This is a genomic window from Pseudotabrizicola algicola (assembly GCF_010915705.1).
GTDB classification, from domain to species: Bacteria; Pseudomonadota; Alphaproteobacteria; order Rhodobacterales; family Rhodobacteraceae; genus Pseudotabrizicola; species Pseudotabrizicola algicola.
The window spans coordinates 491,369-503,475 of record NZ_JAAIKE010000003.1 but is presented as its reverse complement, the minus strand read 5'-3'; the positions used below and the strand labels follow the sequence as shown (position 1 = coordinate 503,475).

Below are 12,107 nucleotides of genomic sequence, written 5' to 3'. Positions count from 1 at the left end.
GCGAACAATATCTGCGATTTGGCCAATTGGATCACAAACTGCGGCCAATTGCGGAAATCCTTTGACCAAGCGCCAGATTCTCGCCATTATCTCTGCATCACGGTCTCCCACCTGCATGGTGGTCTGGCCAGCGGTGTAAGACCCCGGATTAAACCCTTGGGCAGCGTTGGACAGTCGGACTGATGCTTTGGCAAAAGCGGTCCCGGTGCTCCTCTGGCACGATAACGGGGCCGCTTTTTGCATGTGCGGGGTGCTGTGCGCTGCCGCGCTTTGGCGGGATTTCGGGCGCGGGGCGGTCGGGCGCAGTCAGGCCGTTTTGGCCAGCCGCGCCTCCAGCACGTCAAACGGAACACCCGGTTCATCCTTGGCGCAGCGGATCACCAGCGAGGTTTTCACATTCGCCACATTCTCGGCCTTGAGCAGGTCGCCTGTCAGAAAGCTCTGGAACGAGGAGAGATCGGGGGCCACGCATTTGAGGATGAAGTCGATCTCGCCGTTCAGCATGTGGCATTCGCGCACAAGCGGCCAGGCGCGGCAGCGCGATTCGAAGGCGGCCAGATCCGCCTCGGCCTGACTTTGCAGGCGCACCATCGCGAAGACCTGCACCTCGAACCCCAGCTCGCGCGCATCGATGTCGGCGTGATAGCCCTTGATGTAGCCCGCCTCTTCCAGCGTGCGCACGCGGCGCAGGCAGGGGGGCGCGGAAATGCCCACGCGCTTGGCCAGTTCCACATTGGTCATCCGGCCATCGGCCTGCAACTCGGCCAGAATCTGACGGTCGATCGGATCAAGCTTGGAAACGGCCATAGGGAACTCCTTTTGCGCCTATCTAGGGATGGCCCCCGTCTCACGCAACAATGTTTCAACATTGCGCAGGAATATTTCGCAAATCAACTGTTGTGCGACCCATTTGGCCCGATGCCTGCCGGAAAGCGCGGCGAACTCTGGGCTTTTCGCTCTGGCTTTGACGGCCTATATGAAAGCCGCACAGAAAACTTGGGGATATCATGACCAACACCCGGCACACGCGCGTTCTGATCATCGGCTCCGGTCCGGCCGGGTATACGGCGGCGGTCTATTCGGCCCGCGCCATGCTGAACCCCATTCTGGTGCAGGGTCTGCAACCCGGCGGGCAGTTGACGATCACGACCGAGGTGGAAAACTGGCCGGGCGACACCCATGTGCAAGGCCCCGACCTGATGGTGCGGATGCAGGAGCATGCGCAGGCGATGGGGGCCGAGATCATCAGCGATTACATCTCGTCGCTGGACCTGTCGCAGCGCCCCTTCGTCGCCAAGGCCGATTCCGGCACCACCTTCACCGCCGATGCGGTGATCCTTGCCACCGGCGCGCAGGCCAAATGGCTGGGCCTGCCGAGCGAGGAGAAGTTCAAGGGCTTTGGCGTGTCGGCCTGCGCCACCTGTGACGGCTTCTTCTATCGCGGCAAGGAAGTCGTGGTGATCGGCGGCGGCAATACGGCGGTGGAAGAGGCGCTGTTCCTGACCAATTTTGCCACCAAGGTGACGCTGATCCATCGCCGCGACACCCTGCGCGCGGAAAAGATCATGCAGGACCGGCTGTTCAAGCACCCCAAGATCGAGATGCTGTGGAATTCGGAAGTGACCGAGATTCTGGGCGACGAGGCCCCGCTTTCCGTCACCGCCGTGCGCACCCGCAACCTGCTGACCGGCGAGGTCAAGGACGTGCCCTGCCACGGCTTTTTCGTGGCCATCGGCCATGCGCCCGCCTCGGAACTGGTCAAGGACCAGCTGGAACTGCATTCGGGCGGCTATGTGACGGTCGAGCCGGGCACGACCCGCACCACCATTCCGGGCGTCTTTGCCGCAGGCGATCTGACCGACCATGTCTACCGTCAGGCGGTGACCAGCGCCGGTATGGGCTGCATGGCGGCGCTGGATGCCGAGCGGTTCCTCGCTGCGCAGGATGCGGAACTGAAGGCCGCCGAATAAGCACGGCGCCCGTCCCGCGAGGGCGTTGCACAATCGCACAGGCCGGGGAAAAACAGCCCGCCGCCCGGTTGACCCGCCGGGCGGTGGCTTTCAGTCTTGCGCCCCCGTCCCTTTGTCTGAACAGGTGCAATGACCCAAGCCACCCTGCCACCCCCCGTCATCCTCACGCCGGGTGATCCGGCGCCGTCCTTCACCCAACGCTCGGCCACAAATCCGCGCTATGCGATCGACACGGCAGCAGGGCGCTATCTGGTCCTGTGCTTCTTTCACAGCCTTGACGTGCCGCAGGCGCAAGAGGCGGTTGCCGCAGCCCTGTCGCGGCCCGATGTGTTCGACGACACCCACGCCAGCTTTTTCGGCATCTCGTCAGACCCGCAGGATGAAGCGCGCTTGTCAAACCAGATCCCCGGCCGCCGCTTCATCTGGGACAGTGACCTGACCGCCAGCCGCCTTTACGGCGCGGCGCAGGGCGATCGGCGCAGCCCGCTCTGGGTGGTGACCGACCCGACGATGCGGGTGCTGAAGGTGGTGCCGTTCCAGAAAGAGGGAAGCCAAGCCGCCGAGGTGATCGGTTATGTCGCCAGCCTGCCACCCCCTGCCCGCTTTGCCGGACCGGAATTGCAGGCCCCGATCCTCTATCTGCCGAATGTGTTCGAGCCGGACCTGTGCCGCCACCTGATCGGCCTTTACGACGCGCAGGGGGGCGAGGAATCGGGCTTCATGCGCGAGGTGGATGGCAAGACCATCGGCATGAAAGACCGCAGCCACAAGAGCCGCCGCGACATCACGCTGAACGACCCCGATCTGATTGCTGCCCTGCAGGCGCGGTTCGTGCGGCGGGTGGTGCCGCAGATCGCCAAGGCCCACCAGTTCCATGTCACGCGGATGGAACGCTATATCGTCTCTTGCTATGACGCCGCCGAGGGCGGGCATTTCGCCCCGCACCGCGACAATACCACAACAGGCACCGCGCATCGCCGCTTTGCCGTGTCGATCAATCTGAACGAGGATTTCGAAGGCGGCGAGGTCAGCTTTCCGGAATACGGGCCGCGCAGTTTCAAGGCCCCTCCGGGCGGGGCGGTGGTGTTTTCCTGCTCGCTGCTGCACCGCGTGTCGACGGTGACGCGCGGGCGGCGCTATGCGTTTCTGCCGTTCCTCTACGACGATGCAGCCGCGAAAATCCGTCAGGCAAACCTGCATGCGCTGGACGCGGCCGAAGCCGCGACCAAGGCGCAAGATCAGTAGCGGGTGCGCGAGCGTTCGCGCGAGGGCAGTTCGCCGCCGTGGTCCAAGGCCCCTGACGGCGCGATGTTGCGGGCCTGATCGGCCAGCGCGCCCTTGCCCGGATCGGCCTCGGGGTCTTGCGGGTGGAGGGGGCCGCCCTTGTCCTGCGCTTCCGCGCCGGACTGGCCCGACTGCTTGAGCGCGAGAGCCTTCTGGGCAAGCTCTTGCTGAGTGGGGGACTGCGCGGCGGTCTCATCGCCCTTGGCCCTGCGGTCACGCTCCTGAGTGAGGAGGTCAAGCGCCATGCCCAGCACCCGCGCCTTGCCTTCGGTGCCGTCATTGCGCTGCGCGGGCGCGACGCCCGACGGGTCGGCCTTGCCCCGCGCTTCGCGGCGCTGGCGGTTGGCAATGTCACGCGCGCGGTCACGGCGGTCCCGCAGACGCTGGACCGTTTCGGTCAGTTCGGACTGGCCCAGACGGTCCAGCCCGCCGCGCCGTGCCACTTCGACCAGCTTTGCTTCGTCCTGATCGAGCAGGCGCAGATCGTCGGCGGTGAAGGTGGGGCTGCTGTTCTGTGCGGTCATGCTCAATCTCCCGTTGCGCAATCTGAAGTCAGCAAATCAACGCACATAGGCTGCAAAGGTTCCTGCCCGCTGGTGCAGGCGAGGTGTCCTTAACCGGTTCGAAACGCGGACCTGCCAGATTTCGGACAGGGAGACCCGAGGGAAAGGACAGAACGGCAGGCGATGACAGACACAAACAGCTGGGCTTGGCATGTCACATCGCTGTGGCCCGGGTATAACGCGACCAGCCAGAACAATCTTGATGCGCGCGGCAACGGTTTGTCGATCGATCCGCGCACGATCACCCTGATCACCTGGCGCGACCCCGAAGGCGATGACCGCATCGCCGATACCGATACGGATGACGGCTCGACCACGTCGAATGACCGGGTCATCATCAACGAGAGGATCTATAGTGTGCGGGAACTTGCCGCCTATCGCGGCGGCACGATGGTGGCGAACGGCATCACCTATCAGGTCGATTTCGCCGTCTGGCTGCTGGAGGATGGCACCTATATGGTGCGCATCCGTGACGACCAGATTCCGCCCGACCTGCATTACAAGAAGGTCACGTCCCTGCGTCTGGGACAGTTCGACAATGTCGACTACAGCCACAGCTTTGTCTCGACCCGCGACGAGGCGTTCTTGTGCTTTGTCGCCGGAACGCTGATCCACACCAAGGAGGGGCTGGTCGCGGTGGAAACCCTGCTGCCCGGAGATCTGGTGCTGACCGTCGATCACGGCTTTCGCCCGCTGCGCTGGATCGCGCACCGCCGTGTGGCCGGTCACGGGGCGGCGGCCCCCGTGCTGATCAGCGCGGGGGCGCTTGGCAACAGCCGTGATCTGCTGCTGTCGCAACAGCACCGCATCATGCTGGCGGACTGGCGCGCGGAACTGATGTTCGGCGCGTCCGAGGTGCTGGTGGCGGCCGCGCATCTGGTGAACGGCGGCACCATACGGCTCCACCCCTGCGCCGAGGTGGAGTATGTGCATTTGCTGTTCGACCAGCACGAACTGGTGTTTTCAGAAGGCATCGCCACGGAGAGTTTCCATCCCGGCGCCTACAGCCTGACCGTTCTGGGGCAGGCCACGCGGGACGAGGTGCTGGGCCTGTTCCCCGAACTGGCCCGGCATCCTGACAGTTATGGCCCCAGCGCCCGCCCTAGCCTGCGCGCCCGCGAAGCGCGCACGCTGCGGCCGAATGGGCGCTGAAGGGGGGCTAATGGGCGCTAATGGGCGCTGACGGGGGCCAGATCGTTCTGCCGCGCCAGCGAAAACGCCAGATTGCGGTCACGCACGAGCGCCAGACGCGCGCCATCGGGCCGATGCACCGAATAGACCGTTTCGACATCGCCGATCTGCTCGCGCAGGTCTTCGGGCAGGTCTGCCACGGTGACAGGGCGCACATAAACGATCGGGCTTTGCGGGGCAGCAATGGCCTTGAAGGGACTGTTCATGAAAGACGACTCCTTATCCGGTTATCCTCGCCCGATGCGGATGGTCTGCACCACCGCATCCGGCACCGATCGCTTCAGATCAATGTGCAGCAGCCCGTGATCCATGCTGGCCCCGGCCACCTCCACACCATCCGCCAAGACAAAGCTGCGTTGAAAGGCCCGCGCGGCAATCCCCCGATGCAGGAACACACGGTCTTGTGTGTCATCGGGCTGGCGCCCGCGCACCACAAGCTGGCGGTCCTCGACGGTGATCGCCAGATCATCCTCGCGGAACCCCGCCACGGCGAGCGTGATGCGGTAGGCGTTGTCGGCCGTGGCTTCGATGTTGAACGGGGGGTAGCCCTCACCGGCGGATTTCGCCGTGCGCTCGACCAGCCGTTCCAGTTGTTCAAACCCCAAAAGGAACGGGTGCGCCCCAAAGCTCAGTTTCGTCATCTGTGAGATGCCCTTTTCAAAAAGCGACATGATCTGCGGCAGGCCCCTTTCACAGGCGACCCGCCATATCTGAAATATGGGGCGCATTGACGCAGCCTGCAAGGGCATGGCCCCGCCGCGGGCGCTGTGGCGGGGCCTGCGCCGCCAGCCAGAGGCGAATCCAGCGAATGCGCAGCAAAAGGGCGCAAAATCTTTGCCGCATGGTCAAAGAATCACTATATTCAAAAGGAAGCGTCCCTGACGACTCAGCCCCTGCCTTCCCTAGCCAGCAAGCGAACACCATGAACGCGCCCAGCGAACTCAACTTCGAAGATATGCTCAAGATCCGGCTGGAAGTGCTCCGGCGCGAGCATCGCGATCTTGATGCCGCGATTCATGCGCTGGAAGAAACCGGCCGCCCCGACCAGTTGACCCTGCGGCGGTTGAAAAAGCAAAAGCTGTCGCTGAAGGACCAGATCGTGAAGATCGAAGATCAGTTGATCCCCGACATCATCGCCTGACCCGCCAAACCCTTGCGCCAGAGCCTGACCTGTCGTAAGCGCGCCCCATCATATGGAGGCGCGCATGACCACTGACGTCGGAATCATCATGGGGTCGCAAAGCGACTGGCCGACCATGAAGGAGGCCGCGCTGATCCTTGATGCGCTTGGCATTTCCTATGAGGCCAAGATCGTCAGCGCCCATCGCACGCCCGACCGGCTGTGGTCCTACGGGCGCGAGGCGGCGGGCCGCGGGCTGAAGGTCATCATCGCAGGGGCGGGCGGCGCTGCGCATCTGCCGGGCATGATGGCCAGCAAGACGCGGGTGCCGGTGATCGGCGTGCCGGTGCAGACCAAGGCGCTGTCGGGGGTCGACAGCCTCTATTCCATCGTACAGATGCCCAAGGGCTATCCGGTGGCGACCATGGCCATCGGCGCGGCGGGCGCGGCCAATGCGGGGCTGATGGCGGCGGGCATCCTTGCGCTGATGGACCCTGCCCTTGCCGAACGGCTGGACGCATGGCGCGCGGCCCTGTCGGCCAGCATTCCCGAGGAGCCGAAGGATGACTGAACCGCTGCGCCCCGGTGCCACGATCGGCATTCTCGGCGGCGGCCAGCTCGGCCGCATGCTCTCGGTCGCGGCCAGCCGCCTCGGCTTTCAGTGCCATATCTACGAGCCGGGGGCGGCCCCTCCGGCGGGGCATGTCGCGGCACAGGTGACCACGGCCCCCTATGAGGACCTTGCCGCGCTGCGCGCCTTTGCCCAAAGCGTCGATGTCATCACCTATGAATTCGAGAACGTCCCGACCGCCTCGCTAGACGCGCTGGAGGCGCTGCGCCCGATCCGCCCGAACCGCCGCGCCCTTGCCGTCAGCCAGGAACGGGTGGCGGAAAAAGACTTCCTGACCGGCCTCGGCCTGCAGACCGCGCCCTATGCGCGGGTAACGGATCTGGCCGCGCTGGAGCAGGCGCTGGAGCGGATCGGCACACCCGCCATCCTGAAGACCACCCGTCTCGGCTATGATGGCAAGGGTCAGGCGCGGATCATGACGTCCGAGGATGCGCCCGCCGCATGGGAGGCGATGGCCGGGGCCGAGGCGGTGCTGGAAGGCTTCATCGACTTCAGCCACGAAGTCTCGGTCATCGCCGCGCGCGGGCTGGATGGCTCGGTCGCCTGCTATGATCCGGGCGAAAACGTGCACCGTGCGGGCATCCTGCACACCACCACCCTTCCCGCCCGCCTGTCGCCCGGGCAGCGCACCGATGCGGTGCTGATCGCCGCCCGCATCCTGAACGCGCTCGACTATGTCGGCGTGATGGGGGTAGAGCTTTTCGTGACCCCGCAGGGGCTGATCGTCAACGAGATCGCCCCCCGCGTGCACAACTCCGGCCACTGGACGCAGGCCGGCTGCGCCGTGGACCAGTTCGAGCAGCACATCCGCGCCATCGCGGGCTGGCCGCTTGGCGACGGATCGCGCTATGCGGATGTGGTGATGGAGAACCTGATCGGCAGTGACGTCGACCGCGTGCCCGGCCTCTCCCGCGAGCGCAACTGCCAGATCCATCTGTACGGCAAGTCCGAGGTCAAGCAGGGACGCAAGATGGGCCACGTCAACCGCGTGATCCGCGGCCTGACCTGAGCACAGGGGCCGTCCGCGGGGGCATCGAGCCCCCTTGGACGGCGTTGCCACGCCGCAATTTTCGTCCGCGCACGGGCGGCGAAGGCAGGAGCCTCCGGCGGGGATATTTAGGAACAGGTGACTACGGATTTCATCTGTTCATAAATATCCCGGGGGTTTGGGGGCAGAGCCCCCATGCTTCAGGCGCCCACACCCACTGATGGCAGCAACTGCACGCCGTTGATCTGCCAACCATCGGCCGTTTCGATCATCTGATAATCAAGCAGATGGGTCCGGCCCTGTTCGTCGGTGATCATCACCCGTTGCCAGAGATTGCCCGCAACCTCGCGCAACTCGAGCATTTTGACCGTCCCGGGGCGATGCACCATGGGATAGCCCTGCCGCACCATCATGCCAAATCTGTCGGGGGTGCCGAAGATGCCTTTTATGGTCGGGCTGGCGAAGCTGAAGGCAGTGGCGAAATCATCCGCTTTCAGCGCGTTCAGCTGGTTCTGGATGGTTTGCTGGATCGGGTCTTCCTGTGCCATTGCGGCAGAGGCAAGGAAAGCAGCGGTCAGCAGTCCGGCAAAAAGGCGCATGGCCCAATTCCTTTCGCAAAGACGTCCCCGCGATGGAAGCTAGACCGGGCGGGCGCCCGGTCAATGGTCGTGACGGTGCTGTCTTGACGCCGCTGTCTTGACCGTGCCGCCGGTCAGGCCTTGACGAAATCGCCCGCCAGCCCCTTGTCGATCAGGGCGATGGTTTCGGGCACGCCGTAGAGCGCCACGAAGCCGCCAAAGCGCGGGCCTTCGGAGGCGCCGAGAAGCACCTCGTAGAGCGCCTTGAACCAGTCGCGCAGCGGCTCGAAGCCGTGCTCCTTGCCGACGGCGAAGACCATGGTCTGCAAGGCGTCGGCATCATTGCCGCCGTCCCAGACGGCAAGCCTTGCGCGCAGGTCTTCCATCGCCGCGCGTTCCTGATCGGTGGGCAGGCGGAACACACGGTGCGGCGCGATCTTGTCGGCAAAATAGCGCACGGCATAGCCCGCCGCCGCATCGAGATCGGGGTGGGTTTCGGGCGAGGCCCCGGGCGCATAGGCGCGGATATAGCCCCAGAGGCCGCGTGCATCCTTGGCCCCCGCCACCGAGGCGAGGTTCAGGAGCATCGAGAAGGGCACCACCATGCGCGACTCGGGCGGCTGGCCCCCGTGGATGTGCCAGACAGGGTTGTTGACCTGCGCCTCGACATCCTGATCGGGGTAGGCGCGGAGTTGCTGGTGGTATTCGTCCACCGCGCGCGGGATCACGTCGAAATGCATCCGCTTGGCCGTCTTGGGCTTCTGATACATGAAATAGGACAGGGACTCGGTCGCGGCATAGGTCAGCCATTCGTCGATGGTCAAGCCATTGCCTTTCGACTTCGAGATCTTCTGGCCTTGGTCGTCGAGGAACAGCTCATAGGTCATGTGGTTGGGCTTGCGCCCGCCCAGCACCTCGCAGATGCCGTCATAGATCGGGGTGTTGGTGGAATGGTCCTTGCCATACATCTCGAAATCCACCCCCAGCGCGGCCCAACGGGCGCCGAAATCGGGCTTCCATTGCAGCTTCACATGGCCGCCCGTCACCGGCAGCGTCCATTCGCGCCCGTCCTCGTCATCGAAGGTGATCTCGCCGCGCGCCGCATCGACGTTCTTCATCGGCACATAGAGCACGCGGCCCGTTTCGGGGTGGATCGGCAGGAAGGCCGAATAGGTCTGCTGGCGTTCTTCGCGCAGGGATTTCAGCATGATCGCCATGATCGCGTCATAGCGTTCGGCGCAGCGCAACAGCGTTTGGTCAAAGCGGCCCGATTTGTAGAATTCGGTGGCCGAGATGAATTCATATTCGAAGCCGAAGGTATCGAGGAAGCGGCGCAGCATGGCGTTGTTATGCGCGCCGAAGCTGTCGAACTCGCCATAGGGGTCGGGAACGCTCGTCAGCGGCTTTTGCATGTGCTGGCGCAGCATATCCTGCTGCGGCACATTCTCGGGCACCTTGCGCATGCCGTCCACATCGTCGGAAAAGCAGATCAGGCGCGTCGGGATGTCGCTGATCACCTCGAAGGCACGGCGGATCATGGTGGTGCGCGCCACCTCGCCGAAGGTGCCGATATGCGGCAGGCCCGAGGGGCCATAGCCGGTTTCGAACAGCACATACCCCTTTTCAGGTGCCTTCTTTTCATAGCGTTTCAGAATGGCGCGCGCCTCTTCAAAGGGCCAGGCCTTCGATTTCATCGCCGCATCGCGCAAAGCAGACATTGCTTTCATCCTTGAACCGCCCCCCTGCCCCATGCAGAGGAAACCTCGCGTCGTCTATTGCCGGAACCCTGTCGCGTCAATATTCTGGCGCTGCGAACGCAAAAGGAATGCACCATGCCCGATACCCCCCCATCCCTGTCGCCGCAAGATGCGCTGGTCGCCGTCATGGTGGCGGTGTCGGCCTCGGATGAGCAGATGCGCACGTCGGAACTGGTGGCTATCCAGCGCATGGTCAACCATATGCCGGTGTTCAACGCCTATGATTCCGACCGCATCCGCACCGTCAGCCAGACGGTGTTTGACCTGTTCGAGGAAGAGGACGGGCTGGACGCCCTGTTCGGCCTGATCCGCGACGCGCTGCCCGAACGGCTGCGCGAAACCGCCTATGCGCTGGCCTGTGATGTGGTGGCCGCCGATGGCAAGCTGCGCGATATGGAATTGCGGATGCTGGAAGAGGTGCGCGAGGAACTGGCGATCGACCGGCTGCACGCTGCCGCCATCGAATGGGGCGCGCGGGTGCGGCACCTGCGGCCCTGAGGCCGCCGCGCCTTCAGGTATAGACCTGCGCCCAGCGCGCCAGCAATTGCCATTGCAGGTTGCGCGCGCGCGTCAGCCACGCCTGCCCGCCCGGCGGCGATTCCCGCTCGGCCTCGGCCAGCGCGTCGCGGCGGGCCACATCGCCGATGAAGATCGCAAAGATCAGCTCGCGGCCCTGCGGCGGGCGCAGATGCCCCGACAGGCCCGACACGAAGTTGAGCGTTCCGCTTTTCGCGGTGACGCGCACGGGGGAATTGGCAATCTCTTTGCCCTTGGCATCGCGCAGGCCCAGATCGCGCAGGAGGGGTTGCACCCCCGCCCCCGCCAGATGCGCCTGCCGGATGATCTGCGCCATATCGGTGGCAGTCACCCGCGAGGCAGAGCCAAGCCCCGAATGATCGACAAAGCGGCAGGCTACCCCGTAGCGCGCCTGCGCCCAATCCGACATGGCCGCCCCCGAGGCGGCCAGCGTCGCCGCGCCCGAGGCGCGCAGGCCCAGCGCCTCGGCGGTGATGTTGGTGGAAAAGCGCAGCATATCGCGCAGGAGAACCGGCAAAGGATCGCTTTGCACCGACGCAAGCTCTTGCCCCGTCGGCTCTGCCGCCAGCGCCTGCGGCTCGGGCAGGGTGATGCCCTGCGCGCGGGCCAGCGTCTGGAACACATCGCCGGTATAGGCCGCCGGATGGCGGACCGGCAACCAGCGGCTGCCACCTTGGCCGAGCGCGCTGGCGGCGACGGTCCAGTCATCGGTCACGTCGCGGGTTTCATAGGTGAACACCGGGGTTTCCCGCGCGACGACCCGCATCTTGGCCATGCGCACCTGCGGCACAAAGCGCTGTCCCCGCGCATCCATCGCGGTCGACCAGCCGTTGCTGGCGCGCTTCCATTCGAAATGCACGCGGTTGAAGTTCAGGTTCAAGCCGCTGATCGAGGGGTTGTAGCCCACCTGCACCGGCTGCTCGTCACTGATGCGGGAGATCGGTGGCAGGGCGCGGTCCCATGTCAGAAAGCGGCCCGTGACCCCTTTGACGCCGCGCGCGGCCAGTGCTGCGGCCAGATCGCCAAGTTGGTCGGTCTGCAACGTGGGGTCGCCAGATCCGACCAGCAGCAGATCGCCCTGGACGATGCCTGCGGCAATCGGCCCTGTCGCCAGAATACGGGTGCGGAAGCGGAACTCTGGCCCCAGCCGTTCCAGCGCGTAGAGCGCGGTCACCGCCTTGGCCACACTGGCGGGCGGCATGGGGCGCTGTGCCTCGCGCTCTTCGAGCACGGTGCCGCTGGCCGCGTCCATCACGACATAGCTCGCGGTCGCCGCCTCCCCCAGCTTGGCCTGCGCGATCAGCACCTCGGCCGAGGTTGCGGCCAGTGCGGGCGACACCCCGCCGCGCGGCTGCGGGCGGGGCGAGCGGGCCGGAGCCTCGGCAAAGGCGGGCATCGCCGCCGCCAAGGCCACCCCTGAAAGCAGGCCGCCCACAAGCTGCCGCCGCGATATCCGTCTTGCCGTCATGCCGCATCCCACCTCAAAGC

At 65.0% G+C, this 12,107-nt stretch carries 14 protein-coding genes; 7 read left to right on the top strand and 7 right to left on the bottom strand.

The genetic code is table 11. From position 1 onward, the window contains the following. Window positions 1-306 precede the first annotated feature (306 nt). Window positions 307-807: an Lrp/AsnC family transcriptional regulator gene (locus G3572_RS12110; RefSeq protein WP_164612112.1), complete on the bottom strand. Its 501-nt coding sequence runs from the start codon at window positions 805-807 to the stop codon at window positions 307-309. Window positions 808-1,007: 200 nt separating this feature from the next. On the opposite strand from G3572_RS12110, the gene trxB reads away from it, so the two are divergent. Continuing rightward, window positions 1,008-1,970: a thioredoxin-disulfide reductase gene (gene trxB, locus G3572_RS12105; protein WP_164612110.1), complete on the top strand. Its 963-nt coding sequence runs from the start codon at window positions 1,008-1,010 to the stop codon at window positions 1,968-1,970. Window positions 1,971-2,099: 129 nt separating this feature from the next. Further along, a complete protein-coding gene (locus G3572_RS12100; RefSeq protein ID WP_164612108.1) occupies window positions 2,100-3,215 on the top strand; it encodes a 2OG-Fe(II) oxygenase in 1,116 nt (371 codons plus the stop codon). Here G3572_RS12100 and G3572_RS12095 read toward each other — a convergent pair. Beyond that, entirely contained in the window at window positions 3,209-3,778 is a 570-nt protein-coding gene (locus G3572_RS12095) for a hypothetical protein (protein WP_164612106.1), read from the bottom strand. The two genes, G3572_RS12100 and G3572_RS12095, sit on opposite strands and share 7 nt — an antisense overlap. Before the next feature lie 162 nt (window positions 3,779-3,940). Here G3572_RS12095 and G3572_RS12090 point away from each other — a divergent pair, with 162 nt between their 5' ends. After that, window positions 3,941-4,969, top strand: coding sequence for a Hint domain-containing protein (locus G3572_RS12090; protein WP_164612104.1), 1,029 nt, complete (start codon window positions 3,941-3,943; stop codon window positions 4,967-4,969). 17 nt (window positions 4,970-4,986) lie between these two features. On the opposite strand, the gene G3572_RS12085 is transcribed toward G3572_RS12090, so the two are convergent. After that, window positions 4,987-5,214: a DUF1150 family protein gene (locus G3572_RS12085; RefSeq protein ID WP_164612102.1), complete on the bottom strand. Its 228-nt coding sequence runs from the start codon at window positions 5,212-5,214 to the stop codon at window positions 4,987-4,989. 21 nt (window positions 5,215-5,235) lie between these two features. Continuing rightward, a complete protein-coding gene (locus G3572_RS12080; RefSeq protein WP_164612100.1) occupies window positions 5,236-5,649 on the bottom strand; it encodes an Hsp20 family protein in 414 nt (137 codons plus the stop codon). A 281-nt stretch (window positions 5,650-5,930) separates the two neighbouring features. On the opposite strand from G3572_RS12080, the gene G3572_RS12075 reads away from it, so the two are divergent. From G3572_RS12075 to G3572_RS12065, 3 genes are all read left to right on the top strand, one after another. Next, complete coding sequence (locus G3572_RS12075; RefSeq protein WP_164612098.1) at window positions 5,931-6,149, top strand: YdcH family protein; 219 nt, start codon at window positions 5,931-5,933, stop codon at window positions 6,147-6,149. Between the two features lie 64 nt (window positions 6,150-6,213). Then, the gene (gene purE / locus G3572_RS12070) at window positions 6,214-6,699 is read left to right on the top strand and encodes a 5-(carboxyamino)imidazole ribonucleotide mutase (protein ID WP_164612096.1); all 486 of its coding nucleotides are present in this window, start codon (window positions 6,214-6,216) and stop codon (window positions 6,697-6,699) included. Continuing rightward, window positions 6,692-7,768 (top strand): 5-(carboxyamino)imidazole ribonucleotide synthase, encoded by a 1,077-nt coding sequence (locus tag G3572_RS12065; RefSeq protein ID WP_164612094.1) that lies wholly within the window; start codon window positions 6,692-6,694, stop codon window positions 7,766-7,768. The genes purE and G3572_RS12065 overlap by 8 nt, the downstream gene beginning before the upstream one ends. A 179-nt stretch (window positions 7,769-7,947) precedes the next feature. Here the strand turns inward: G3572_RS12065 and G3572_RS12060 are convergent, their stop codons facing one another. Both G3572_RS12060 and G3572_RS12055 read right to left on the bottom strand, forming a co-directional pair. Beyond that, a complete protein-coding gene (locus tag G3572_RS12060; protein WP_164612092.1) occupies window positions 7,948-8,346 on the bottom strand; it encodes a DUF4864 domain-containing protein in 399 nt (132 codons plus the stop codon). A gap of 113 nt (window positions 8,347-8,459) precedes the next feature. Next, entirely contained in the window at window positions 8,460-10,043 is a 1,584-nt protein-coding gene (locus G3572_RS12055) for a lysine--tRNA ligase (protein ID WP_164612090.1), read from the bottom strand. Window positions 10,044-10,157: 114 nt separating this feature from the next. Here G3572_RS12055 and G3572_RS12050 point away from each other — a divergent pair, with 114 nt between their 5' ends. Continuing rightward, entirely contained in the window at window positions 10,158-10,580 is a 423-nt protein-coding gene (locus G3572_RS12050; RefSeq protein ID WP_164612088.1) for a tellurite resistance TerB family protein, read from the top strand. Window positions 10,581-10,593: 13 nt separating this feature from the next. On the opposite strand, the gene dacB is transcribed toward G3572_RS12050, so the two are convergent. Beyond that, window positions 10,594-12,087, bottom strand: a complete 1,494-nt coding sequence (gene dacB, locus G3572_RS12045) for a D-alanyl-D-alanine carboxypeptidase/D-alanyl-D-alanine endopeptidase (protein ID WP_164612085.1) — start codon at window positions 12,085-12,087, stop codon at window positions 10,594-10,596. Window positions 12,088-12,107: the final 20 nt, after the last annotated feature.